General features: G+C 75.0%; 20 protein-coding genes and 3 pseudogenes. 16 read left to right on the top strand and 7 right to left on the bottom strand.

All coding sequences use genetic code 11. The features are described from left to right. The first annotated feature begins 113 nt into the window (after positions 1-113). Positions 114-779, top strand: a complete 666-nt coding sequence (locus tag V7E45_RS03905; protein WP_333772635.1) for a TetR/AcrR family transcriptional regulator — start codon at positions 114-116, stop codon at positions 777-779. Positions 780-991: 212 nt separating this feature from the next. Beyond that, a complete protein-coding gene (locus V7E45_RS03900) occupies positions 992-2,332 on the top strand; it encodes an FAD-dependent oxidoreductase (RefSeq protein WP_333772634.1) in 1,341 nt (446 codons plus the stop codon). A gap of 231 nt (positions 2,333-2,563) precedes the next feature. Here the strand turns inward: V7E45_RS03900 and V7E45_RS03895 are convergent, their stop codons facing one another. Then, on the bottom strand, positions 2,564-3,322 hold the full coding sequence (locus V7E45_RS03895; protein ID WP_333772633.1) for a PaaX family transcriptional regulator C-terminal domain-containing protein: 759 nt from the start codon (positions 3,320-3,322) through the stop codon (positions 2,564-2,566). Between the two features lie 99 nt (positions 3,323-3,421). Here V7E45_RS03895 and V7E45_RS03890 point away from each other — a divergent pair, with 99 nt between their 5' ends. Both V7E45_RS03890 and V7E45_RS03885 read left to right on the top strand, forming a co-directional pair. Beyond that, positions 3,422-5,089, top strand: a complete 1,668-nt coding sequence (locus V7E45_RS03890) for an acyl-CoA dehydrogenase family protein (protein WP_333772632.1) — start codon at positions 3,422-3,424, stop codon at positions 5,087-5,089. Between the two features lie 145 nt (positions 5,090-5,234). Further along, positions 5,235-7,208, top strand: a complete 1,974-nt coding sequence (locus V7E45_RS03885) for a HEAT repeat domain-containing protein (RefSeq protein WP_333772631.1) — start codon at positions 5,235-5,237, stop codon at positions 7,206-7,208. A 24-nt stretch (positions 7,209-7,232) separates the two neighbouring features. Here V7E45_RS03885 and V7E45_RS03880 read toward each other — a convergent pair whose 3' ends face one another. Then, positions 7,233-7,820, bottom strand: coding sequence for an Rv1733c family protein (locus tag V7E45_RS03880; RefSeq protein ID WP_333772630.1), 588 nt, complete (start codon positions 7,818-7,820; stop codon positions 7,233-7,235). 272 nt (positions 7,821-8,092) lie between these two features. On the opposite strand from V7E45_RS03880, the gene V7E45_RS03875 reads away from it, so the two are divergent. The 4 genes from V7E45_RS03875 to V7E45_RS03860 all read left to right on the top strand — a co-directional run bounded on the left by V7E45_RS03875 (position 8,093) and on the right by V7E45_RS03860 (position 11,963). Then, entirely contained in the window at positions 8,093-9,178 is a 1,086-nt protein-coding gene (locus V7E45_RS03875) for a WD40/YVTN/BNR-like repeat-containing protein (protein ID WP_333772629.1), read from the top strand. A 73-nt stretch (positions 9,179-9,251) separates the two neighbouring features. After that, positions 9,252-9,929: a uracil-DNA glycosylase gene (locus V7E45_RS03870; RefSeq protein WP_333772627.1), complete on the top strand. Its 678-nt coding sequence runs from the start codon at positions 9,252-9,254 to the stop codon at positions 9,927-9,929. Further along, on the top strand, positions 9,926-10,900 hold the full coding sequence (locus tag V7E45_RS03865; RefSeq protein WP_333772626.1) for an N-acetylglucosamine kinase: 975 nt from the start codon (positions 9,926-9,928) through the stop codon (positions 10,898-10,900). The genes V7E45_RS03870 and V7E45_RS03865 overlap by 4 nt, the downstream gene beginning before the upstream one ends. 142 nt (positions 10,901-11,042) lie before the next feature. After that, entirely contained in the window at positions 11,043-11,963 is a 921-nt protein-coding gene (locus V7E45_RS03860) for a sirohydrochlorin chelatase (RefSeq protein ID WP_333772625.1), read from the top strand. A 120-nt stretch (positions 11,964-12,083) separates the two neighbouring features. Here V7E45_RS03860 and V7E45_RS03855 read toward each other — a convergent pair whose 3' ends face one another. Together V7E45_RS03855 and V7E45_RS03850 are read right to left on the bottom strand one after the other, a co-directional pair. After that, positions 12,084-13,115: a lactonase family protein gene (locus V7E45_RS03855; protein WP_333772624.1), complete on the bottom strand. Its 1,032-nt coding sequence runs from the start codon at positions 13,113-13,115 to the stop codon at positions 12,084-12,086. Positions 13,116-13,207: 92 nt separating this feature from the next. Next, positions 13,208-14,698, bottom strand: a complete 1,491-nt coding sequence (locus V7E45_RS03850) for an FUSC family protein (RefSeq protein WP_333772623.1) — start codon at positions 14,696-14,698, stop codon at positions 13,208-13,210. A 232-nt stretch (positions 14,699-14,930) separates the two neighbouring features. On the opposite strand from V7E45_RS03850, the gene V7E45_RS03845 reads away from it, so the two are divergent. Further along, positions 14,931-15,407, top strand: coding sequence for an Lrp/AsnC family transcriptional regulator (locus V7E45_RS03845; RefSeq protein ID WP_333772622.1), 477 nt, complete (start codon positions 14,931-14,933; stop codon positions 15,405-15,407). Positions 15,408-15,459: 52 nt separating this feature from the next. Further along, the gene (locus V7E45_RS03840; RefSeq protein WP_333772621.1) at positions 15,460-16,962 is read left to right on the top strand and encodes an MFS transporter; all 1,503 of its coding nucleotides are present in this window, start codon (positions 15,460-15,462) and stop codon (positions 16,960-16,962) included. 94 nt (positions 16,963-17,056) lie between these two features. On the opposite strand, the gene V7E45_RS03835 is transcribed toward V7E45_RS03840, so the two are convergent. Continuing rightward, positions 17,057-17,860 carry a LysR family substrate-binding domain-containing protein gene (locus V7E45_RS03835; RefSeq protein ID WP_333772620.1) on the bottom strand — a complete coding sequence of 268 codons (804 nt, stop codon included), beginning with the start codon at positions 17,858-17,860 and terminating at the stop codon, positions 17,057-17,059. A 58-nt stretch (positions 17,861-17,918) separates the two neighbouring features. Between V7E45_RS03835 and V7E45_RS03830 the strand changes: the two genes are divergently transcribed. The 5 genes and pseudogenes from V7E45_RS03830 (at position 17,919) to V7E45_RS03810 (ending at position 22,150) form a co-directional block, all read left to right on the top strand. Further along, positions 17,919-18,302 carry a DUF5997 family protein gene (locus V7E45_RS03830; RefSeq protein ID WP_333772619.1) on the top strand — a complete coding sequence of 128 codons (384 nt, stop codon included), beginning with the start codon at positions 17,919-17,921 and terminating at the stop codon, positions 18,300-18,302. A gap of 179 nt (positions 18,303-18,481) precedes the next feature. Continuing rightward, positions 18,482-18,736, top strand: a pseudogene (locus V7E45_RS03825) (DUF4132 domain-containing protein); the annotation flags it as partial. A 1-nt stretch (position 18,737) separates the two neighbouring features. Continuing rightward, positions 18,738-19,169 (top strand): annotated as a pseudogene (locus V7E45_RS03820) (VWA domain-containing protein); the annotation flags it as partial. Continuing rightward, a pseudogene (locus tag V7E45_RS03815) lies at positions 19,166-21,148 on the top strand (hypothetical protein). The pseudogenes V7E45_RS03820 and V7E45_RS03815, both read left to right, overlap by 4 nt. Positions 21,149-21,334: 186 nt before the next feature. Further along, a complete protein-coding gene (locus tag V7E45_RS03810) occupies positions 21,335-22,150 on the top strand; it encodes a helix-turn-helix transcriptional regulator (RefSeq protein ID WP_333772618.1) in 816 nt (271 codons plus the stop codon). 133 nt (positions 22,151-22,283) lie between these two features. On the opposite strand, the gene V7E45_RS03805 is transcribed toward V7E45_RS03810, so the two are convergent. Then, complete coding sequence (locus V7E45_RS03805) at positions 22,284-22,706, bottom strand: secondary thiamine-phosphate synthase enzyme YjbQ (protein WP_333772617.1); 423 nt, start codon at positions 22,704-22,706, stop codon at positions 22,284-22,286. Between the two features lie 117 nt (positions 22,707-22,823). Here V7E45_RS03805 and V7E45_RS03800 point away from each other — a divergent pair, with 117 nt between their 5' ends. Then, positions 22,824-23,918: an NAD(P)-binding domain-containing protein gene (locus V7E45_RS03800; RefSeq protein ID WP_333772616.1), complete on the top strand. Its 1,095-nt coding sequence runs from the start codon at positions 22,824-22,826 to the stop codon at positions 23,916-23,918. A gap of 12 nt (positions 23,919-23,930) precedes the next feature. Here V7E45_RS03800 and mltG read toward each other — a convergent pair whose 3' ends face one another. Then, complete coding sequence (mltG, locus tag V7E45_RS03795) at positions 23,931-24,842, bottom strand: endolytic transglycosylase MltG (RefSeq protein WP_333772615.1); 912 nt, start codon at positions 24,840-24,842, stop codon at positions 23,931-23,933. Between the last annotated feature and the right edge of the window lie 26 nt (positions 24,843-24,868).

Genomic DNA, 24,868 nt, shown 5'->3' with positions numbered 1-24,868 from the left:
ACGATCCCCCGCGTCGCCCCAGACGGACGGCAGCTCTGAGCGGGCCCCGCACATGGCGGTGCCCCCGCGTTGAGTATAGTTGGCTGGCAGCCAGTCAACGCAGGAGTTACAGGATGTCCCCGCGCAGCGCCTCGGTCAATGAAGAGTTGCGCCGACGTTCCCGGGAGCGGCTGCTGCAGGCCGCGGTGGAGCTGGTCGACGAGCACGGCTTCGAGGCCACCACACTGGCCGACATCGCCGACCGGGCGGGTTCCGCGCGCGGCCTGGTGTCGTACTACTTCCCCGGCAAGCGCCAGTTGGTCCAGTCCGCCGTGCACCGGCTGATGCACCGCACGCTGGAGGAGGCGCTGGAGCGGGAGCCGCGCGCCGAGGACGGCCGGGAGCGGCTGGCCCGGGCCATCGACGCGATCCTGGGCCTCGCCCGCGACCGGCCGGTGCTCATGCGGCAGCACATGGCGGGGCTGCTCCAGGCCGAGGGCTTCGTGCAGTGCCCCGAGCAACGGCGGCTCTCGGAGCTGCTGAGCGACACGGTCTCCCGGTACGGCTCAGCGGACGTGACGGCCGACTACCCCCTGCTGCGCGCCCTGCTGATGGGAGCTGTGTACTCGGCGCTGGTGCCGGGGGTGCCGATGCCCGTCCCGGTGCTGCGCGCCGAACTCTTCAAGCGCTACGGGCTCGACTGGGAGCTGGGCGCGCCGCCGGGCAGCGACGCGGACGCCGAGGGCTGCCGCGAGCACGACCTCTCCCGGTTCTTCGCGACGGAGGAGCGGGGCGAGTAGCCGAGTCGCCACGGCGGGTGGCCGAGCGGCTCCCCCGGCGGCCCCTGCGACAGCCACGAGGGCCCCACCTGTATGAGCCGGGTGGCGAGGAATCCGGCCGCGACATCCGTATGCGCGGCCGCGTCACCCCGCCGGCCCCTGCCGCCGGCGGCTTCGCGGTGCCATGCTGGAAGCGTCCGCACACCCTCCTCCTTCGGGCAAGGAGTACCGCCGTGCTGCGTGTCGCCGTCGTCGGATCCGGGCCGAGCGGGTGTTACATCGCCCAGACCCTGGTCCAGCTGGACCCCGAGGTGCGGGTGGACGTGCTGGACCGGCTGCCGTGCCCGTACGGCCTGGTGCGCTACGGCGTCGCCCCGGACCACGAGAAGATCAAATCCCTCCAGGGGACCTTGCGGACGGTGCTGGAGCACGAGCGCGTGCGCTTCCTCGGCGGCGTCCGGGTGGCCGTGCCCGGCGGGCTGTCCGTGGCGCGGCTGCGCACCCTGTACCACGCGGTGGTGTACTGCGTCGGTGCCGCGGCGGACCGGCACCTCGGCATCCCCGGCGAGGAGTTGCCGGGCAGCTGGTCGGCGACCGAGTTCGTGTCCTGGTACAGCGCGCACCCGGACGCCGTCGACGCCGGCTTCGTGCGCGGTGTCCGATCTGCGGTGGTGATCGGCGTGGGCAACGTGGCCGTGGACGTGACCCGGATGCTGGTGCGGGGCGCCGGGGAGCTGCGCCCGACGGACATGCCGCAGGCGGCGCTGGACACGCTGGCGGCGAGCGGCGTCGCCGAGGTCCACATGGTCGGCCGGCGCGGTCCTTCGCAGGCGCGGTTCACCACCAAGGAGCTGCGCGAGCTGGGCTGCCTGCCCGACACCGAAGTCGTCGTGGATCCTGCCGAGTTGGCACTGGACCCGGCTTGCGCCGACGTTGCGGCGCTGCCCGCCGTGCAGCGCCGCAACGTGGAGGCCATGCGCGGCTGGACCGCCGCCGAGCCAGGGCGATCGGGGCGCCGGATCCGGCTGCGGTTCTTCCTGCGACCCGTGGAAGTGCTCGCGGACGGCGGCCGGGTGGGAGGCGTGCGCTTCGAGCGGACGGCACCGGACGGGCGCGGCGGAGTGACGGGCACCGGACGGTACGAGGACGTGCCGGCGCAGCTGGTGCTGCGCTCGGTGGGCTATCGCGGAGTGCCCCTGGAGGGACTGCCGTTCGACGCGCGGAACGGGACCGTGCCGCACCGGGAGGGCCGGGTGCTGCGCGACGGCGTCACCTCGCCGGGCGAGTACGTCGCCGGATGGATCAAGCGCGGCCCCACGGGTGTCATCGGCACCAACCGGCCGTGCGCCAAGGAGACGGCGACCTCCCTGCTCGCGGACGCGTCCGCGCTCGCGCGCACCGAGGTGCCGCAGGACGCGCTCCCCGCGCTGCGGGCGGCGGGTCTCGAACCGGTGCCGTGGGCGGGCTGGCAGGCGATCGAGCGCGCCGAGGCCGAACTGGGCGCCCGGCTGGGCCGGGGCGTGGTCAAACTGGCCGACTGGGACACCCTGATGGGGGCGGCGCGGACGGCCTAGCCGACTGCGACTCGTCAGCGCCGGCGGGAGGCTTCGACGCCTTCCGCCGCGGCCTGCGTCGGCCCGGCCCCCCGCCCCCCTGCTGTCACCGACCGAAAACCGTACTGCGCGAAGCAGTGACTAGAAAGCGCTTTCACTCCGCAGGTACGCGTCCTCGGACATCACCTACAAGTGGGCGGTGTGGCGGGCCGCCGTCCCCCGCCGCGGCGGCCCACCGGCGTCCGCGGCCGCTCACGCCTCCCGCCCCCGGGCCTCCAGGGAGGCCGCCAGCTCCCGCTGGTAGCCGGCGTACGCCGCGCGCAGCTCCTCCCCGGGCCAGTCGGCGGGCCGCAGCCCGGGCGGCAGCACCGGATCGGTGAGCAGGTGGCGCACGACCGCGGCGAAGGCGGCGAGACGGTCGGCCGGCCGGTCCGCGCCCTCCGCCGCGGCCAGCAGGGCCCGGGCGGTGGCCGCCCACGCGTCCAGCGGCCACAGCCGGGCGACCTGCTCGTGCGCGGAGCCGCCGGGCCGGGCGGTGTAGGACAGGGCCACGTGCGCGAGGCCGGCCGGCAGCGGCCGGACCAGGTTGGCCGGGCGCAGCCAGACACCCTCGCGCAGTTCGGCCAGGCGCAGGGTGGTCAACCGGGCGCGCAGCTCGGCGCGTTCGGCGGGGCCGCGGCCGGTCGCCGTGATCACCACCATGTCCCAGTCGCCGTCCCACGCGCGCGTGCGGGGCCGCAGCCCCTCGTCCTGGCGGAGCTGCCGGGCCAGCAGCCGGTCGCTGAGCCCATAGACGGCGTCCGTACGGCGCAGGTCCCCCGCGGCCGTCATCCGGCTCAGTGCGGCCCGCAGGGTGGAGCCGCCGACACCGAACGGCTCCACCAGCCGGACCAGGTCCTTCACCGGCAGCTCGGGCGGGTGCACGCCCAGCAGGAGGCTGAGCACGACCGACCGCGCGGACAGGGGCCGCAGGGCCGTCCGGTCCGGCTCCACCGGCACGTTCATGCGCATGGGCACCCACTCTACGTGCGCCCCGGAACCGTTCGGCGTCGCATGATCCGCATGTGTTGCATCATTGCTACAGCCGCAGAATGAGTGCAACATGGCCGCATGGTCTCGACACCCGCGCAGTCGGCGCCCCAGCCGCAGTACGCCACCCACGACGTCACCAACCAGGCCCCGCCCCTGGCCCCGTACGACGCCTCCGACGACCGGGCCCTGCTGGAGGGGCTGCGCCGGGAGGGTGCCGGATGGGCCGAGGACGACATCCGGCGGCTCGGGCTGCGGGCCGGCAGCGAGGAGGCCCAGGAGTGGGGCGAGCTGGCCAACCGGCACGAGCCGGAGCTGCGCAGCCACGACCGCTACGGGCACCGGATCGACGAAGTCGAGTTCCATCCCAGCTGGCACCACCTGATGCGGACCGCGGTCGCCGAGGGCCTGGCCGGCGCCCCGTGGGCGGACGACAGGACCGGTGCCCACGTGGCACGCACGGCGGGCGGGCTCGTCTGGGGGCACACCGAGTCCGGGCACGGCTGCCCGACGTCCATGACGTACGCCGCCGTCCCCGCGCTGCGCGCCCAGCCGGATCTCGCCAAGCTCTACGAACCGCTGCTGACCAGCCGCGAGTACGAACCCGGGCTGCGGGTGCCCACCGAGAAGCCGGGCCTCCTCGCCGGCATGGGCATGACGGAGAAGCAGGGCGGCTCCGACGTCCGGACGAACACCACCACGGCGACGCCCACCGGCGAGCCCGGTGTGTACACGCTGCGCGGGCACAAGTGGTTCACGTCGGCGCCGATGTGCGACGTCTTCCTGGTACTGGCGCAGGCCCCGGGCGGCCTCTCGTGCTTCCTCGTGCCCCGGATCCTGCCCGACGGCAGCCGCAACACCTTCCGCGTCCAGCGGCTGAAGGACAAACTCGGCAACCGCTCCAACGCCTCCTCCGAGCCCGAGTTCGACCGGACGGTGGCCTGGCTGGTCGGACGGGAGGGCCGGGGCGTGAAGACCATCATCGAGATGGTCAACTGCACCCGTCTCGACTGCGTGATGTCCTCGGCGACCCTGATGCGCAAGACGCTCGTCGAGGCGGGCCATCACGCGCGGCACCGCAGCGCGTTCGGCGCGCGGCTGGTCGACCAGCCGCTGATGCGCAACGTACTGGCCGACCTGGCGCTGGAGTCGGAGGCGGCCACGACGCTCACGCTGCGACTGGCCGGGGCGGCGGACCGGGCCGTGCGCGGCGACGCCGGTGAGCGGGCCTTCCGGCGGATCGCCACGGCCGTCGGCAAGTACTGGGTCACCAAACGGGGCCCGGCGTTCACCGCGGAGGCCCTGGAATGCCTGGGTGGCAACGGGTACGTGGAGGACTCGGGCATGCCCCGCCACTACCGGGAGGCACCCCTGCTCTCCATCTGGGAGGGCTCGGGCAACGTCAACGCCCTGGACGTGCTGCGCGCCCTGAGCCGGGAACCGGACACCGCCGAGGCCCTCTTCGCCGAACTGGCCCTCGCGCGCGGGGCGGACGCCCGCCTGGACACGGCCGTGGCCGGACTGAAGGACCAGTTGGCCGGAACCGACCAGACCGGCGCCCGGCGGCTCGTCGAGCGGATGGCCCTCGCCCTCCAGGCCTCACTGCTGGTCCGGCACGCCCCGCACCCGGTCGCGGACGCCTTCTGCGCGAGTCGGATCGCGGGCGACTGGGGGCACGCGTTCGGCACCCTGTCTTCCGGAACCGACCTCGACGCCATCCTGGAGCGGGCCCTCCCCGGCCGGAACTGACCCCTCTCCCGGGCCACCGGGCCGGACCACGCCCGGTGGCCGGTGACAGCCGACGGATCGCACACAGTCAGCGCGCGGTTCCGTTTCGTTGTCAGTGCCGTGGTGCAGACTCGCGATCAGGTGGCACTCGTCTGGGGAGGACAACGTGTTCACGGGGATCGACGAGGTGGACTGGGCCTCGCTGCGGCACGCGCACGGCAGCGCGGAGGACGTGCCCGCGTGGTTGCGGCAGCTGGCCTCCGGCGACGCGGCCGAGCGGCACAGCGCGCTGGACGGCATGTACGGCGCGGTGCACCACCAGGGGAACGTGTACGACTCGACGCTGGCCTGCGTTCCCTTCCTGTACTCGATCGCGGTCCGCGAGGCGGTGCCGGACCGCGGCTGCATCGTCGAACTGCTGGTCAGACTCGGCTCGGAGAGCGGCGACACACGCGCGCGTGAGGCCGTGGGCGCCCAGGCCGAGGTCTTCGTGTCCCTGCTCGCGGACCCGGACCCCGGGGTGCGCCGGGCGGCGGCCGGCGCGGTCGTACGGTTCCTCCACGGCCCGGCCCGGGTCCTGGAGCTGCTGCGCCGGCGGCTCCCGGTCGAGCGGGACGACCGGGTCCGGCTCGCGCTCACCGAGGCACTCGGCCTCTTCGCCCGCAGGCACCCGGCGCACACGGCCGCGGTCGAGCTGCTGACCGCGCAGAGCGCCCCGCCGCACGACCCTGGGCAGCGGCTGGCGGCGCTCGGACAGCTCGCGCTGGTCGCCCCCGAGCGGCTCCCGGCCGACCTGGTGCCGACGGCCGTACGGCTGCTGCGGGACAGGTCGGGCCGCCGCGACCGGTCCCCGCACCGGACCCGCCCCGACAGCCTGGTGGGACGGATACGGCGGCTGCGCCCCTCGGACGAGGAGGGCGCCCGGCTGCTGCGCACCCTGCACACCGCGCTCGGCGACCGCACCGGGGACCGCGCCGCCCTGCTCGACGGGCAGTTGCGCAGCCCGGACCCGGTGGACCGGAGCAATGCCGTGTGCATGGCGGCCGGGCTGTTCCGCGGCTGGCGGGGCGACCACCGCGGGTCGGTGGCGCTGATCGGCGCCCAACTGGGCACCGACCAGGACCGATTACGCGACGTGGCGGTCTCGGCCCTGGCGGAGCTGTTCGCCCTGGCCGCGCCCGCCGCGGACGACCTCCACGCCCTGGTGACCGCACGGCCCGACCTGTGGACCCGCCGCTGGGAACGCGGTTCACCGACCCTCGGCACCCCGCTGAAGGCCCTCTGCAGGAGCGGCGACCCGCGGGCGCTCCCGATCCTGTCCCATCTGCTCGCCGGGCCGCTCCCGCCGGCCGGCCTGGCATACGAGATCGCGCACCTGGGGCCCGCCGCGGCACCGCTCGCCTCCGCGCTGCGCCACCGGCTCGGCCGCATCCCTCTGGCCTCCCCCGACGCAGGCACCCGCGCCGCCCCGCTGCTGTCGGCGCTCCGGGCCATCGGTGACCCGGACGCCGCGCCGGAGGTGCTGCGCCTGTTGTCCGGTGCCCCGGCCGGCCAGGGACCCCGGGGCACCGTCGCCGGACCGGCCATCGAGACCCTGGACGCCCTCGGGGCGACCGCGCAGGCGGCACCGGTGCTGCGGGCGCTGCTGCGCTCCCGGCACGCGGCCGCCGCCGCGGGCGCGCTGTGGTCGGCGGAAGGCGACGCCGGCGCCGTCCTGCCCGTCCTGCTACGGGAGCTGACGGAGGGTGAGCCGCTGAACCGCGGCCAGGCCGCCCGGCAGCTCGGCAGGCTCGGTCCGGCCGCCCGCCCCGCCCTGCCGGAGCTGAGCCGGGCGGCGCGTTCGGGACCGGTGGGGCTGCGGCTTTCGGCCGCGTGCGCGCTGTGGCACGTCGGCCGGGACCCGAAACCCGTGCTGCCGGTGCTCCGGGCCGCCTGGTCGCGGCACCCCCGGGGGCGCGTCCCCGTCGCCCGGTGCCTCGCCGCCATGGGCCCGGCGGCCGCGCCGCTGCGCGACCTCGTGGCCGCGGAACTCGCAGACCCCCGGCGCCTCCTGGCACGCGAGGGCGGGTACGGCGGCCATGACATCCCCGAGGACGAGGCGCTGCTCAGAGCCTGCCGGGAGGTCCTGGAGGGGCTGTAGCGGCCGCCGGGTCCGCCGGGCGGCTCACCCGGCCGTCCGGCCCCACTGCGGCCCGAGCCTGGCCCACTCGGCGTCCCAGCGGTCCATGCGGCGACGCTCCAGGCGGCCGCGCAGGACGAGCCCGCCGACGAACGGCACGGCGGCGGCGCTCAGCCCGACCAGGCCGCCCGTCAGGGTGGCCCGGAGGGTGGCCTCGGCGGCGGTGGTGGGCCGGGTGACCAGGTGACCCCGCTGATCCGTCCAGACGGTGACCGGGGTCCCGGCCTTGCTGCCCGGCGCCACCCGGGCCTGGCCGGAGTGGGCGGCGCCGTCCGCACCGGCCCAGCGCACCTCGGCCCAGACCCGCTCGGCGCCGGCGTCCTCGGCGGTGCGCCCGCCGGGTGCCTTCGCGACGACGCGGGCGGCGGTGGGATGCCAGGCGGCGCGCTCGCGGGCCAGTCCGTGCTCCACCGAGCGGGCCGCCACGAGGCCCGCCAGCACACCGGCCACCACGGTCAGCAGCCAGGCAGCGAGCACCACCCATGCCTCGACCACGTCGGCCCGGCGCCTGAGCGGATTGCGCCGCCAGCGCCACACCCACACCTTGGGACCACGGAACGCCGACAAAGGCATCCTCCTCACGAGCGCACCGACAGGTCGGACCGACCTCCCATACGGGCGGGGTCGGCCCGTTGCTCACGACGAGCCGTCCCACCGACGGTCGCACGTGGCACCCCTTTCGCGCAGGCACATGCCGCAACGGACCTTGCCGATCTCTACGACAGGCCGTCCACACCGCGCCGACCTGCGGCGACGCGTTTCCTCGGGCCGACTGTCAGTGGCGGGGTGCAGACTGGCCGATATCTGACGACTACCTGGACGAAGACGTCCCGGAGGTGATCGGCATGACCGAGGTCCTGCTCGCCGTGGGCACCCGGAAAGGTTTGTTCATCGGGCGGCGCCGGGGCGGCGCCTGGGAGTTCGACGACCGCCCTTGCTTCAACGCCCAGGCGATCTACTCGGTCGCCGTCGACACCCGCGGCGGCACGCCCCGGCTGCTGGCAGGCGGGGACAGCGCCCACTGGGGCCCGTCGGTGTTCCACTCCGACGACCTGGGCCGCACCTGGACCGAGCCCGCCCGGCCGGCCGTCAAGTTCCCCAAGGACACCGGGGCTTCCCTGGAACGGGTCTGGCAGCTGCACCCGGCCGCCGCCGAGCCGGACGTGGTGTACGCGGGCACGGAACCTGCCGCGCTGTACCGCTCGGAGGACCGCGGGGAGAGCTTCGAGCTGGTGCGTCCCCTGTGGGAGCACCCGACCCGCTCCCGCTGGGTGCCGGGCGGCGGCGGTGAGGGCCTGCACACCGTGCTCACCGACGCGCGCGACCCCCGCTCGGTGACGGTGGCCGTCTCCACCGCCGGGGTGTTCCGCACGGTGGACGGCGGCGCGAGCTGGTCGCCCTCCAACTCCGGGGTCTCCGCGGTGTTCCTGCCGGACCCGAGCCCGGAGTTCGGTCAGTGCGTGCACAAGGTCGCCCGGGACGCGGCCGACCCGGACCGGCTGTACCTGCAGAACCACTGGGGCGTGTACCGCAGCGACGACGCGGGCGCGCAGTGGACCGACATCGGCGCGGGCCTGCCGTCGACCTTCGGCTTCGCGGTGGCCGCCCATCCGCACCGCGGCGACACCGCGTACGTCTTCCCGATCAACGCCGACGCCGACCGGGTGCCCGCCGACCACCGCTGCCGGGTCTTCCGCACCCAGGACGCGGGCAAGAGCTGGGAGCCGCTGGCGGCGGGGCTGCCGGAGGAGGACCACTACGGCACGGTGCTGCGGGACGCCCTGTGCACCGACGACGCCGACCCGGCGGGCGTGTACTTCGGCAACCGCAACGGCGAGGTCTTCGCGTCGGCCGACGACGGCGACACCTGGCGGCAGTTGGCCTCGCACCTGCCGGACGTGCTGTGCGTGCGGGCCGCGGTGATCGGATGAGCCCGACGGGGGGACCTGACGGCGTTGGCCACCGGTTGATCTCCGCTGCCCGTACGGCAGTAGGGTGACGCCCGTGGCACCACGACCCTTGCATGAGATCGTCGAACCGGGCTGGGCGAAGGCCCTGGAACCCGTCGCCGGGCGGATCGCCGAGATGGGCGACTTCCTGCGCGCGGAGATCGCCGCGGGACGCACCTACCTGCCCGCCGGAGCGCATGTGCTGCGCGCCTTCCAGCAGCCCTTCGACGAGGTGCGGGTCCTGATCGTCGGTCAGGACCCGTATCCGACCCCGGGGCACGCGGTGGGACTGTCCTTCTCGGTGGCGCCCGAGGTGCGCCCGCTGCCGCCGAGCCTGATCAACATCTACCGGGAACTGCACGCCGACCTGGGGCTGCCCCAGCCTTCCACCGGCGACCTCACCCCGTGGACCGAGCAGGGCGTGCTGCTGCTCAACAGGGCGCTGACCACGGCACCGCGCAGTCCCGCCGCCCACCGCGGCAAGGGCTGGGAGGAGGTCACGGAGCAGGCGATCCGGGCGCTGGCCGGGCGCGGCAAGCCCTTGGTGTCCATCCTGTGGGGCCGCGACGCCCGTAATCTGCGCCCGCTGCTGGGCCGGTTGCCCGCCGTGGAGTCCGCGCATCCCTCGCCGATGTCGGCCGACCGCGGCTTCTTCGGGTCGCGGCCGTTCAGCCGGGCCAACGACCTGCTGATCCAGCAGGGCGGACAGCCGGTGGACTGGCGTCTGCCGTGACCGTCCCCGGCTATCTGGCCGTGGACTCCGGCGGCTCCGGCCTGCGGGTCGCGGTCGGGGTTCCCGGCCGGCCGCCGGCGGCCGTCGGGGAGACGCGGGAGCCGGTCCGTACCGGCGCCCGGGGCATCGACCCCGCCCACCTGATGGCGCAACTGCTGCCCCTGGCCCGGGCGCTGGCCGAGCGGGCGGGAGTGGACGAGCCGGCCACGGCCGTCGTCGGCACCGCCGGGTTCGCCAGCCTGGGCGACGCCCTGCGTGCCGAACTGCCGGGCGCGCTCGCCCGGGAGCTGGGTGCGCGTTCGGTGGCGCTCGCGGCCGACGCCGTGACGGCCTACGTGGGCGCCCTGGGGCCGCGTCCGGGCGCCGTCGTCGCCGCGGGCACCGGACTCATCGCCCTCGGCACCGATCTGACCGGCTGGCGCCGGGCGGACGGCTGGGGCCATCTGCTGGGCGACTGCGGTGGCGGCGCCTGGATCGGGCGGGCCGGTCTCGAGGCGGCGCTGCGCGCCCACGACGGCCGCGACGGCGGCTCGACGGCCCTGCTGGCGGCCGCCGAGGAGCAGTTCGGGCCGGTTCGGGAGCTGCCCGGCCTGCTCTACCCGCGTACCGACCGCCCCGCGATGCTGGCCTCCTTCGCGCCCCGGGTGGCCGACCGCGCCCCGCACGACCCGGTCGCGGCCGGGATCCTGCGCGCGGCCGCGCGGAACATGGCCGAGTCCGCGGCGGCGGTGTGCCCGGCGTCCGGTGCGCCGGACGTGGCGTTCACCGGCGGTCTCCTCCGGCTGGGCGCTGCGCTCCTCGTGCCGTTGCGCGAGGAGGTGGCCGAGCGGCTGCCGCACGCCCGGGCGGTGCCGGCCGAGGGCGATCCGCTGCACGGATGTGTCCGGATCGCGACCGAGCTGGCGGCCGGACGGCTCGCTCTGCCGGGTGAGACGGCGCTGCTCTACGTGGTCCGCGCAAAAGGGGATTGACCCCCTTCATCGCGCATGTGCCCGGCAAATGCCCAGAACATGTGACAAGCGGGCGTAACTCATCAGACAAAACCGGACGGATACCGCTCACCTGCACCCTCCCCGAACAGGGGAGCCCAGGAAACAAGTAACATGCGGCGCCATGAGCTCCCCCACTGGGCCCGCGTCCGGCCTGCCAGTACGAATGCCGCGACCCCGCCAGCCCGGACGGCACCGCCGACCGGAACCACTGGTGGCTCCCGAGGGCGCGCCCGCGCTCGTCCTCGCGGTTCCCGGCGCGCCCAGCGCCGCCACGCGCAGCCTCGCCGAGGAGGTCGTGAGCATCGCCCGCTCCGAGCTGCCCGGTCTGGATGCCCGGATCGGGTTCGTCGACGGGGACGACGCCGAGTTCCCCACCCTGCGGGCCGTGCTGACCCGCGCCGCCGAGGAGCGCACCGCCCGCTTCGAGCGGGCCGTCGCCGCCGGTCTCGAGGTCAAGGAGCCGGACGGCCCGGTCGCGGTCGTCGTCCCGCTGCTGGCCGGCCCGGACAGCGCGCTGCTGCGCCAGGTCCGCCAGTCGGTGATGGACAGCAGGGTCGCCGCCGACCTCACGGACGTCCTCGGCCCGCACCCGCTGCTCGCCGAGGCGCTGCACGTGCGCCTGTCCGAGGCGGGCCTGGCCCGCGCCGACCGCGCCCGGCTGTTCACGGTGGCCACCGCCGCCGACGGCATCATCCTGGCCTCCGTGGGCGGCGAGGAGGCCGTGCAGGCGGCCGGGATCACGGGCATGCTGCTCGCCGCGCGGCTGGCCGTGCCGGTGATGGCGGCGGCCCTCGACCAGGAGGGTTCGATCTCCTCGGTCGCCGAGCAGCTGCGCGCCTCGGGCTCGCAGCAGCTGGCCCTCGCCCCGTACCTGGTCGGCCCGGAGATCGACCCGGCGCTGCCGGCGGCGGCCGCCGAGGAGGCGGGCTGCGCGATGGCCGAGCCGCTGGGCGCCTACCCGGCGATCGGCAAGCTCGCCCTCGCCAAGTACACGACCGCCCTGGGCATCGCCCCGCAGCCGCAGGGGACCCCGGTCCGCTGACGCCGACGGCACCCGCACCACACAGGGCCCGCTCCAGCAACTGGAGCGGGCCCTCGGCCGTTCGGGGGGCGAGCGCAGCCGAGGAGTCCGTGGGGGCGGGCTCGGCCGAAGGCGGAGCGCTCAGCCGAAGACGACGCAGGAGGCCGCCGCGACCTCGACGGAGCCGTCGTAGCGGGGGATCCCGGTGCGCTCCTCGACGGCGAACCAGGCCACGTCGCCGGAGCGCTCGTTGGCCGCGTAGAGGAAGCCGCCGTGCTCGGCCAGCGCGCGCGGCCAGTGCCCGCCGCACGGCACCGTGCCGGTCAGCCGGAGTCCGTCGCCCTCGACCGCGAGGACGGACAGGACGTCCTCGCCGCGGGTCGCGGTCCACACGAAGCGGCCGTCGGGCGAGACCACGATGCCCGAGGGGTGGGCGTCGCCGGCCGGTGCGCCGGGCAGGACCGGTACCTCGGTCAGCGGCTTCAGGGAGCCGCCGGCGGCGTCCCAGCGGCAGACGGTGACGGTCGGGGTGAGCTCGTTGACGACGTAGGCGTGCTCGCCGTCCGGATGGAAGGCCAGGTGACGGGGTCCGGAGCCGGGGCGCAGCGCGATCTCGCGGTGCAGGACCGGCGTGCCGCCGTCGAGGGTGCACACGCGTACCGAGTCGGTGCCGAGGTCGACGCTGACCGCCCAGCGGCCGGTCGGGTCCGGCAGTACCTGGTGGGCGTGCGGGCCTCGCTGGCGGCGCTCGTGCGGCCCTGAGCCGGTGTGCAGCAGCTGCCCGGAGGGTGCCGGTGCGAGGGTGCCGTCCGGGCGCACCGGCACGGCGCTGACGCTGCCGGAGCCGTAGTTGGCGGTCAGGACGTGCCCGGCGTGCAGGCTGAGGTGCGTGGGCCCGCTGCCGTCGACCGGCACGGGCGGCCCGGCGGGCTCCGGCTTGTCGCCGCCCACGCGGAACGCGGCGACCGCACCGTCGGCGGTCTCGCTGACCGCGTAGAGCATGCTCGCGTCCGGCGACAGCGCCAGGTAGGAGGGGTCGGGCAGGGTGCCGAGGCCCCCGCTGAGGCTCAGCGCGCCGCCTGCCGGGTGGACGTCCGCGATCACGAGGCCGGGCCCGCCGGCCGCCGTGAACGAGCCGATGAACGCTCTGTGCCGCCTGCCGCCTTCTGCCACCGCTGTCCCCTCATCGTCGGAGCCAGTGCCGACGGTAGCAGTCGATCACGTTCGGTCTAGACCAACGGAGGGGGTGTCCGTCCGGCCGTCCCTCAGGCGCCGACCAACGGCGACCCGGACGGCGCCCGCAGCGGCTCGGCCAGGTCGGCCAACGCGCGCTCCAGGCCGTGCAGGTGGGCGAGGGCCGGCTCGGCGGGGGCCTCCGCCGGCCGGTGGACGTGGTCGGAGCCGCCCTCGGTGAGCGCCTCGACCGCGGCCTCCACGCGCCAGCAGGCGGCGGCGAGCCGGGCGTCGTGGGACGCCTCGGGGTCGGCGGCGACGGCCACCAGGCCCCGGATCTCGCGGGCGCAGTCGTCGAGGAGCGCGAGGACCCGGCGGGCGCGCCGCTTGCGGCCGAGCATCGGGTTCAGCGGGTGGACCAGCGGGGCGACCGAGAGCCGGACCCGGCCCAGCAGCCGCTCCAGTTCGGCCACGCGGGGCGCCGGGTCGGCCGTGGCCGAGCCCGCGAGCCGGGCGGCGGCCTCGGCGGTGCAGGCGTGCACGCAGCGCAGGGCGCGCTGGATCCAGGCGTCGGTGGTGGCGTGGGTGGTGACCGGCAGGACGAACAGCACGGCGAGCATCGCGCCCAGCGCGCCGACCGCGGTCTCGGTCAGGCGCAGGGCGAGGAGGCCGGGGCCGAGGACGCCGAGCAGGCCGTAGAGCAGCTCGGCGAGCAGGGTCACCCAGAGCATCATCCAGGTGTAGGAGACGGCGGCCGTGTAGAAGATCCCGAAGACGGCGACGGCGACGAGGGCGGCGGTGGGGAGGGGCGCGCCGTGCACGGGCAGGGCGACGAGCAGGCCGAGGCCGATGCCGATGACGGTGCCGAGGACCCGCCGGAAGCCGCGTACCAGGGTCTCGCCGCGCGAGGCGGTGTTGACGAAGACCCACCAGGTGGCACCCACGGCCCAGTACCAGCGCTGGCCGGACACCAGCTGGCCGACGACCAGCGCGAACCCGGCGCCCGCGACCGCCTGGACCGCCTGCCGGGTGGTCACGCGGGCCAGCCCCGTGCCGGCGAGTGGCGCGGGCGCGACGGCGGCGGGCAGCCCTCGCTCGTAGCACCACAGGCCGAAGCGCACCGCGGCCGCGCTGAGCACGGACAGCACGACGGCGGCGTACAGCTCGGGCAGCTGTCCCGGCGTGGCGTGCAGGAACTGGGCCACGAAGAAGGTCATGAACGCGAACACGCCGAGGCTGTGGCCTCGCGGGCCCCAGCGGCGGGCGTACACGCCGGCGCCGACCACGGCCAGGAAGGCCAGGTCCCGCGCCACCGGGAGGCCGTGCAGTTCGGCGGCGGCGGCGAGCACGGGCAGGCCGACGGCGGGCAGCAGCGCGGTGGTGACCGCCTGTCCCCGCACGGTGGGGTCGGCGACGGTGAACAGGGCGAGCAGCGCGGCGAGCCCGCCGGTGACCGCTCCCGGCAGCGAGTGGCCCATGGCCCCGCACACCACGACCGCCAGGCCGATGCCGAGCACCGCCCGCGCGGCGAAACGCAGTCGCGTACGCCCCGGGTCCGGTGCCACGAACACCCTCTTCAGCACTGCTGTCCGCCCCCTTGTGGCCATCCCGCACGAAAAAGGCGCCGCGGGATCCGCAGCGCCATCGACGTGTCCATGAGAGCATCCCGGAGGTCACTGGCTCAAGTGAGCCGTGGATCACTGGACCAATGGACCAGTCCGCAGTGGTTTCGACAACCCGCCGGAATGCCAACGGACCAGGTCGGACGGTAGACGGGGTCCGGGTGAGTGTGAGCCATTGGTACAGTCGGCGTTCATGAGCGTGGACGAACTCGACACCCGCATCCTGCGGCTGCTGCTGGAACAGCCGCGTACCAGCGTGCGCGAGTACGCCCGGCTCCTCGGTGTGGCCCGTGGCACGCTCCAGGCCCGCCTCGACCGCATGGAGCGGGACGGCGTGATCACCGGTACCGGACCCGCGCTCTCCCCGCCGGCACTGGGCCACCCGGTCCTGGCGTTCGTGCACATCGAGGTCACCCAGGGCCATCTGGACGACGTGGGGGACGCGCTGGCCGCCGTCCCGGAGATCGTCGAGGCGTTCTCCATCACGGGCGGCGGGGATCTGCTGGCCCGCGTGGTCGGGCGGGACAACGCCCATCTGGAGGACGTGATCCAGAAGCTGATCAGTCTGCCCGGCGTGGTGCGCACCCGTACCGAGGTGGCGCTGCGCGAGCGCGTGCCGTACCGGCTGCTGCCGCTCGTGGAGTCGGTCGGGCGGGCGGCCCGGGCCTGACGGCGGCGCTCCTCGCGTGGCGGTGGGCGGGGTGGCTGCTTAGCGTGACCACATGACCACAGTCCAGGCCCGGCCCGCCCCCGACGACCGGAGGTGGAAGGCGCTCGCGGTCTGTCTCACGGCGGGCTTCATCTCGCTGCTCGACACCTCGATCGTGAACGTGGCGCTCCCCTCGATGGAGCGCGGTCTCGGCGCCTCCGAAGCCGCCCAGGCCTGGGTCGTCTCCGGATACGCCCTGACCTTCGGGCTCGCGCTCGTCCCCGCGGGCCGGCTGGGCGACATGCACGGAAGACGCCGGGCCTTCCTCTTCGGGCTCGCCCTGTTCACGCTGGCCTCGGCGGCGTGCGGGCTCGCGCCCGGCCCGTCCTGGCTGGTGGTGTTCCGGCTGATCCAGGGCACGGCGGCGGGCATGGTCGCACCGCAGACCTCGGGGCTGATCCAGCAGATGTTCCAGGGCGCCGAGCGGGCCAAGGCCTTCGGCCTGCTGGGCAGTGTCATCGGGATCTCCACGGCGGTGGGTCCGCTGGCGGGAGGTGTGCTGATCGACGCCGTCGGGACCGACGACGGCTGGCGCTGGGTGTTCTTCGTCAACCTGCCCATCGGTGTGGCCGCCTTCGCCGCGGGCCTGCGGCTGCTGCCGCACTTCCCGGTGCCGACGGCGAAACGGGAGACGTTCGACCTGTTCGGGGTGCTCCTGCTCGGCTCCGGGGTGCTGGCGCTGATGCTGCCGCTGGTGCAGGAACAGCAGTGGACCGGCCGGGAGAAGTGGGCGCTGTTCCCCCTGGCCGCGCTGCTGCTGGCCGCGTTCTGGGGCTGGGAGCGGCGGCAGGGGCGGCTCGGGCGGGCCCCGCTGGTCGACCTCGGCCTGTTCTCCCTGCGGTCGTTCACGCTCGGTGCCCTGATCAGCCTGACCTACTTCGCGGGCTTCACCACGGTCTTCTTCGTCTACACGCTGTTCCTGCAGAACACGGTCGGCTACAGCGCGCTGGCGGCGGGGCTCACCGTGCTGCCGTTCGCGGCCGCCTCGGCGGTGGGCGCCGCGGCCGGGGGCCGGCTGGTGGTGCGCTACGGCCGCAAGCTCGTCGTCATCGGCCTGAGCGGGGTGGCGCTGGGGCTGCTCGGGGTCGTCCTGGCGGTGGAACTGGTGCCCGGGCGCGGCGTGGGCTGGGCCACGGCGCTGCCGATGCTCATCGGGGGGATCGGCTCCGGTCTGACGGTCTCCCCGAACACGACGCTCACCCTCACCCGGGTGCCCGTCCGCCGCGCCGGAGCGGCCGGCGGGGTCCTCCAGACGGGTCAGCGCGTCGGCTCGGCGGCCGGCATCGCGGTCGTGGGCGCGGTGTACTTCGCGCATCTCACCGGCCACGGCCGCTCCACCACGGCCATTCAGCTCGGTCTGCTCACCGCCGTGGGGCTCATCATGATCGCGCTGGTGCTGGCCGTCGCGGACCTGCGCGAACGGCACGTGCACCCGGAGCGGGAGCGGGCCGGGGAGCGGGTGCCGTCGGGCGTGGAGGAGGGTGGCGCCGGGGAGACGGTCCGGCCCGGCTCATGACGGGCGCGGCCGGTCCTGGACGGTCGTGCGGCCGGCCCAGGATGCGGTACCGCGTCGCACGCGGGCCCGACCGGTCGGGTCGGGTCGGGTGAGGTCAGGACTTCCGGCGCGGCTTCCCCCGCTTGGCCGGGCGGCCGGAGTTCGAGGCGGTGCGGCCCCGGGCGGTGCGGCCCGCGGACTTGCCGCCGGTGGGCTTGCCGCTCGTGGACCTCGCGCCGGCCGCCGGCTTCTGCCGGGCCTTCCCCGGCTCCTGCTTGCGCTGCGGCTCGGTCTCCGGCTTGGCCGCCGCACGGCCCCGGGTGCTGTTGACCGTGCGGCCGCGCACGATGCCGATGAAGTCCTCCACCAGGTCGGTGGTGGCCTCCTCCGGCCAGGACAGCGCGACGCTGGACCGGGGCGCGTCGACGACCGGGCGGTAGGTGAGGTCCTTGCGGTGGTGCAGCCGGGCCAGCGACTGCGGAACGATCAGGAGTCCGACGTTCGCCGCCACCAGCTCGACGGCGTCCTCCGTCGTCGCCGGGCGTTCGAAGGCGGGCTCGCCGGGCGGGCGGTCCCAGTCGAAGACGTCGTCGAGGGGGTGGAAGACCACCTCGTCGGCCAGGTCCGCCAAGGTCACCTCCTCCGCTGCCGTGATCAGGTGGTCCTTGGGGACGACGACGACCGTGGCCTCGGTGTAGAGCGGGATCGCGCTGAAGAAGGCGCGGTCGACGGGCAGCCGTACGAGCCCGGCGTCGGCGTCGCCCGCCCGCAGCACGTCCGAGGCCTCGGTGGAGGGGACCTGGAGGAGGGTGAGCGGGACGCCGGGCAGGCGCTCGTTCCAGATCCGCACCCATTTGGCGGGCGTCGCTCCGGGGACGTACGCGAGCCGGAACGACGGAGTTTCCTGCGTGCCTGTCACCAGGCCAGGCTACCGGCCGTGGTCGGCCGCGCGGCACGCGGCCGATACCCTTGACCTCATGAGTTCGCAGCAGAGCACCCAGACGATGAAGCCCGCGACCGCGGCCAAGAAGCTGGGTGTGTACCTCCCCGCCACCCCCGCCGAGTTCCAGGAGGGTGTGGTCACGCGCGCCGAACTGAACGAGCTCCAGGCCGATCCGCCCGAGTGGCTGCTCGAGCTGCGGCGCAGCGGCCCGCACCCGCGCCCGGTGGTCGCCGCGAAGCTCGGTGTCTCCATCTCCGGCCTCACGCGCGGCGGTGTCACCGAACCGCTCACCACCGACCAGATCGAGGCGCTCAAGGACGAGCGGCCCGAGTGGCTGGAGAAGGAGCGGGCCATCCAGGCCGAGGTCCGCAAGGAGTCCGTGCGGATCAAGAACCTGAAGAAGGAGAAGGACGCCTGAGGAAGCCGGCGCCTCTCCCCCCGTTCAGCCGTCCGACGGCACCCTCGGCCGGTCCCCGCTGACTGCTCGCGTCACGCGGCGGATCCCGTCGCCCGCACCACGGCAGATGCCGAACGGCGTTGTCAGTGCCCTGCCCTACAGTTCCCGTCACTTGATCATTGCGGTGCGGGGAGGCACGTATGGGGTGGGTGTCGGCCGGCGACTACGAGGTCGCCCTCGACAGCGGGAAGGTGGTGTGCCGCAACGCGGCCGGACGACGGCTGAAGTCGGTGCCGGCCAAACTCACCGACGACCCGGCGGTCGTGGGCCTGCGGCAGCTCGCCGAGTGGCTGGAGCGGCACGAGCGGCAGTGCCTGGACGCCGTGGAGCGGTGGATGGTCCGCTCGCTGCCGGTGCCGCTCCGCGTCGTCGCCCGCGTCTGGCCGGACCCCTCCGGCGATCACGGCGGCGGTCCTGGCCGGGGTGCCCACCCTGTCGACGCACTTCCTGGCGTTCTCCACCGAGGTCGTCGACCTGACCGATCATGTCGAGGACCCGCTGTCGCTGCTGCTGGAGGTCGGCGTGGGCGGCGGCACCCACATAGCCGCCGGGCTGCGGCACGCGCGTGAGCTGGTCACGGTGCCCTCGCGGACGCTCGTCGTGGTCGTCAGCGACTTCGAGGAGGGCTACCCCGTCGGCGGTCTGCTCGCCGAGGTCCGCGCCCTGGCCGGCGCCGGCTGCCGGCTCCTCGGGTGCGCGAGCCTGGACGACTCCGGACGTCCCCGGTACTCGACGGGGGTCGCGGCGCAACTGGTCGCCGCGGGCATGCCGGTGGCGGCCCTCAGCCCACTCGAACTCGCCCGCTGGGTAGGGGAGAAGATCGCATGAGCAGCCCGAGCCAGGACCGGCCGGGTGGGGACCTCCCGCCGGTCGACCCGTCCGTGACCGCCGAACTGGTCGCGGCCCTCTCGCCCCGGCTGCGCAAGCGGCTCGACGCGGGCATCGCCAAACTGGCGGACCGCCCGGCCGTCCGCGACGGCGACACGGTGCGCATCGCCGTCGACGACACCATCGACGTCGAACTGCACGCGCCCGGCGGCCGGGTGAGCAGCGCGGACGCAATCCGCTGCGGCTGTCTGCTGGCCCCCGACTGCCTGCACCGCGCCGCGGCCGCTTCGTCGGCACCGGTCGCGGACCCGGACGCCGACGCGGACCTGGACCTCGACGCGGACCCGGACTTCGACGCGGACGCGGCTCCGGCCGCGGACCTCGACTCCGACGCCGGTGCGGCTCGGGTCGCCGACTCGGCCACGGACGCGAACTCCGCCACCGACGCGAACTCGGCCACCGACGCAACGACCGGCCCGGCCACCTCACCCGACCCGGCCACCTCGCCTGCCCCGGCCACGTCCCCTGGCCCGGCCGCCTCGGGTCGGAAGGCGTCCGGATCGGGTGAAGCGGAGACCACCGGACCGACCGCCGGGAAGGCGGAGCCCGAGCGGGCCACCGCCGAACAGCGCGCCGCCGCCCGCGCCGTGCACGCGGCAGCGACCGCCGTCCTCGAAGCCGGTGCGGACGGTTCCGGCGCCGTGCTCCAGGCGGAGTTGCTGCGCGCCGCGCACACCGCCCGGCTCGCGGGACTTCCCCGACCCGCCGCCACGGCCGTCTCCGTGGTCACCGCGCTCCGCGCGGCCCGCAGCGCCGACCCCGCGTATCGACTCGCCGATCTCGTCACCGCGCTGCGCGACGTCCTGTCGGCGGCCCACCGCGTCCCGCACGCCGTGGACGCCGAGCTGGCCGAACTGCGCGGCACCGTACGGCAGTCGTACCGCCCGGACGGCTCCCTGCGGCTGTACGGCCTCTTCTCCGAGCCGGTGCTGACGGCGAGCGGGTACGCGGGCGCGGTCACCTGGACGGCCGATACCAAGGGCCGTCTGTTCCAGGTGTCGGACGTGGCGCCGGGCGGGGTCGGGCGCGCGGTGGGCGCGGCCGACCGGGCCGTGCGCGTGGGCGACACGGCGCTGACACACCGGGAACTGTCGCGTGCGGGCCTGGCGGTGTCGGGGGCGACGGTGTCCCCGGCGGGCCGGCTCGGCGCGGGGGTACGGGCGGTCCGCGCGTCCGGTGCCGACTGGCGCGAAGAGCCCCTGGACCGGCTCTGGGCACCGCCGCCCGCCGAGCAGGTGACCCGCGCCCTGACCGGCGGCCACGACCTGCTCTTCCTGGAGGTCACCCTCGGGGGCGCGGTCCGGGAAGCGGCGGGCGACTGCCTGCTCGCGGACTGCGAAGGCGTGCCACTGCGGCTGGTCGGCGCCCACGACCATCCGGCGCTCCCCCACCGACAACCTCCGCCTGCTGGCCGCCGCCCGGGGCGGCAGGCTGCGGATCGTGGCCCGGCTGGTCCCGGCCCCGTACCCCCGGGCGCTCCTGCTGGCGGCCGAGCACCCCAGCGTTCCCGGCACCCGCGTCGACATCGGCCTCGACCGGCTGCAGCACGCCCACCTGCCCGCCGTGCCCGTCACACCGGCCGCTCCGGCCGCCGTGCCCACGGCCGAAGAGGCCCCGGTGCACCTGCTGCGCCGGCGGGTGCACCAGGCGGTGTCGGGCGGCCGGCTGGTGCTGTCCTTTCCCGGGAACCCGCGGCCGACGCCCGGCGGCTGGGCCGGCATGGTCTGGCGACGGCGGGTGACCTCCTGGGCGAGCTCCACGCGGCCGCGGCGGAGCGCGCCCGCGACGTGTTCGGCAGGCTGCTCCCGGCAGATTCCGACCGGTTCGCGCGGGCCTGGCTGGCCGCGGCCCGCTACACCGACGAACTGGACCGCGCGCTGTGCGCCGCGGCCTGGGGGTCGGGGGCGGCGAGCGGGTGAGGGGTGGCGGCCACGCCGGGCGGGCCGCCGTTCCCCCGTGTCGGCGGCGCACCCGGCGTGCGTCCCAGCAGGCCGGTGCCGCCGGGTTGAAGTGTGCGACAACCGCGGAGGGCGAGGGTATGCGTACAACTGCGTAGGGGATCCGGACGGAAGCCCGCCGGCGAGCAGGCGGGCGGAGGGGAAGACGTGGCACAGGGGCTGGACCGGGCCTACGAACGCCTGACGGCGGTCGCCGTGGCGGCGCTGCACGAACGGGAGCCGGGGCGTCTGTGGCCGCTGCTCGGCGCCGCCCTGACGGGCCTGTGCGGCGGGGAGGCGGTCGTCCACAAACTGGACGACTGGACCGAGCGCAGCGGCACGGTCGGCGCCGCACCGGACGGCGCCGCCGCCGAACTGGGCCGGCTCGCGGACGCGGACCTGGGTCTGCTGCGCGCCGGCTATCCGTTCGCCCGCCACTACGCGGCGAGCACGGACCGTACCCCGGTCAGCGCGCACCGGGCGGCGGGCACCGACTGGCCGGGCAGCCGGACGGCCCAGCTGCTCGGTGACGTCCTCGACGTCGACCACGTGCTCGGCGTGCCGCTGCCCGGCAGTGCCGCACCGATCACCGGCTGTCTCGTCTACCGCTCGGGGACCGACTTCACCGACGACCACCTGACGATGGCCGAGCGCGCCCAGCCGCTGCTGGCCGGCGTGGAGCGGCAGCGACGGCTGCTGCTGGAATGGCGACGGTCCGCCCCGGTCGGCACACCGGACGAGCGTGCCGCGGAATGCGCCCTGACGCCCCGTGAGACGACCGTCCTGCTCCTGCTCGCCGACGCCCTGACCGCCGACACGATCGGCCGCCGCCTGGGCGTCTCGCCCCGCACGGTCCACAAACACATCGAGAACATCTACCGCAAACTGGGCACCCGCGACCGGATCAGCACGGTACTCCACGCCCAGCGCCTGGGACTGCTCGCGCCGCCCGCCGGCAGAGGACCCTTCACGGGCCCTTGTTGACCGCTGCGACCGGCGGCGCCTGGTCAACCGGCTGCTGGAACCGATGGAGGTGAAGCGCTTCGAGGATTCCGAAGTGCGCAACCTCATCACCTCGCCGAGCGACGGGGCGAGATTCCTCCAGGCGCCGACCGTCTCAGCCCAGGAAGCTCAGCCGCACCTTGCGGTCGGGGTTGTCCCGGTTGGTGTCCACCAGGCACACGGACTGCCAGGTGCCCAGCTCCAGGCTGCCGCCGACGACCGGGAGGGTCGCGTGCGGCGGGACGATGGCGGGGAGGACGTGGTCGCGGCCATGCCCCTGACTGCCGTGCCGGTGCTGCCAGCGGTCGTCCGCCGGGAGCAGGGTGTGCAGGGCGGCCAGGAGGTCGTCGTCACTGCCGGCGCCCGTCTCGATGACGGCGATGCCGGCGGTCGCGTGGGGCACGAAGATGTTCAGCAGGCCGTCGCGGCCGGCCGCCACCTCGCGGAGGAAGTCCTCGCAGTCCGAGGTCAGGTCGACGACCCGCTCCCGGGAGCCGGTGGCGACGTTCAGCATCCGAGTGGTGAAGGCATCTGACATGCCCCCATCCTGACCCATGTGCCGGGCTTCACACCTCGTGGCGCGACTGTCGCCGTCGAGCGTGGGGGGGGGGGAGCCCGGGGGAAGATCCCGCATCGCCTCACTGTTCGTAGAAGCGTGAACGAATTGCGCGAGGTCGAGGTGGTCGTCATCGGTGCCGGCCAGGCCGGTCTGTCCAGCGCCCACCACCTGCGGCGCGCCGGTTTCGAACCGGACCGCGACTTCGTGGTCCTGGACCATTCCCCCGGGCCGGGCGGCGCCTGGCAGTTCCGCTGGCCCTCGCTGACGTACGGCAAGGTGCACGGGATGCACGCGCTGCCCGGCATGGAACTGACGGACGCGGACCCGCGACGGCCCTCGGCGGAGGTCATCGGCGCGTACTTCGACCGCTACGAGCGAACCTTCGATCTGCGAGTGCGGCGGCCCGTCGACGTACGGGCCGTGCGCGAGGGGGAGGACGGGCGGCTGCTCGTGCGGACCTCGGAGGGCGACTGGTCCACACGCGCGCTGATCAACGCGACCGGAACCTGGGACCGCCCGTTCTGGCCGCGCTATCCCGGTCAGGAGAGCTTCCGGGGACGGCAGCTGCACACCGCGCGGTACGCCGGGCCGGAGGAGTTCGCCGGGCAGCGGGTCGTGGTGGTCGGCGGCGGGGCGTCCGGCACCCAGCACCTGCTGGAGATCGCCCCGTACGCGGCCGCGACCACCTGGGTCACCCGGCGGCCCCCGGTCTTCCGCGAGGGTCCGTTCGACCAGGAGGCCGGCCGGGCGGCGGTGGCGCTGGTGGAGGAACGGGTGCGCCTGGGCCTGCCGCCGAGGAGTGTGGTGGCGGTCACCGGTCTGCCGCTCAACGACGCGATCAGGCAGGGGCTCGCCGACGGAGTCCTGCACCGGCAGCCGATGTTCGACCGCATCACTCCGGACGGGGTGCAGTGGGGCGACGGCCCGGGCGCCCGGCGCGTCGGCGCCGACGTCATCCTCTGGGCCACCGGCTTCCGGGCCGCCCTCGACCACCTCACACCGCTGCGGCTGCGCGAGCCGGGCGGCGGGATCCGGGTGGAGGTGACCCGCTCGGTCGCCGACCCGCGCGTCCACCTCGTCGGTTACGGCCCCTCGGCCAGCACGATCGGCGCCAACCGGGCCGGGCGCGCGGCGGTACGGGACATCAGGCGGCTGCTGGCGGAGGAGTCCGCCGAGCCGGCCGTCGCGTGACGGCCGGCCGGTTCAGCGGGGCGGCTGGGTGAGCGGGGGCCGTGAGCCGCCGCCGGTCTGCTGCGGCTGTGGCTGCGGCTGCGGCTGAGCGGTCGGCGCCTGGTGACGGGCGTTGAAGTCCGCCACGTTGCGCAGGTGCTCGGAGTAGTCGGCGGTGAAGCGGGTGTCGCCGGGCTTGACGGTGACGAAGTACAGCCAGTCACCGGGCGGCGGGTTGAGCGCGGCCCGCATCGCCTGGTCGCCGGGATTGTCGATGGGCGTCGGCGGCAGACCCATGCGCTGGTAGGAGTTGTACGGGCTCTCCATGCGGGTGTCGGCCTCGGTGGTGTGCACGGTGTTGCGGTTGAGCGCGTAGTTGATCGTGGAGTCCATCTGGAGCGGCATGCCCCGCTGCAGCCGGTTGAGGACGACTCGGGCGACCTTCCCCATGTCGGCGCTGGTGGCGGCCTCCGCCTGGACGATGCTGGCGATGGTGACGGCCTGGTACACGTCGGTCGTCCCGCGCTGCGATCCGGCGGCGACCGGCGCGGCGTTGTACCGCCGGTTGGCGGTGTCGACCATGGTCCGCAGCAGCGACTCGGGGGTCGAGCCCTTCGGGACGGTGTAGGTCGCCGGGAAGAGGTACCCCTCGGGGTTCCCGCCGGCCTCGTTCGGCAGTTTCAGGGCGGCCTTGCCGAGGGACTTGCGGGTACTGCCGGGCGGCAGCCCGAGGGCCTTGTCGACGGCGTCGTACACCTGGCTCGCCCGCCAGCCTTCGGGGATGAGCAGCGTGGGCGGCTTCGCCTCCACGTGGTGCCCGCCGCGCAGGGTCAGCAGTGGCACCGCCACGGCGGTGCCGGCCAGGGCGGCGCCGGTCACGAGGAGAAGGAGCCTGCCCCGGCGCGTCAGTCGCATCGTGCTCCGTCGCGGAGTGTTCATCTGCATGCGGGCACGGTAATACGCGTATGGTC

The organism is Streptomyces sp. IBSBF 3136 (assembly GCF_036815105.1).
Lineage (GTDB): Bacteria > Actinomycetota > Actinomycetes > Streptomycetales > Streptomycetaceae > Streptomyces.
This window is presented reverse-complemented; position numbering and strand designations above follow the sequence as displayed.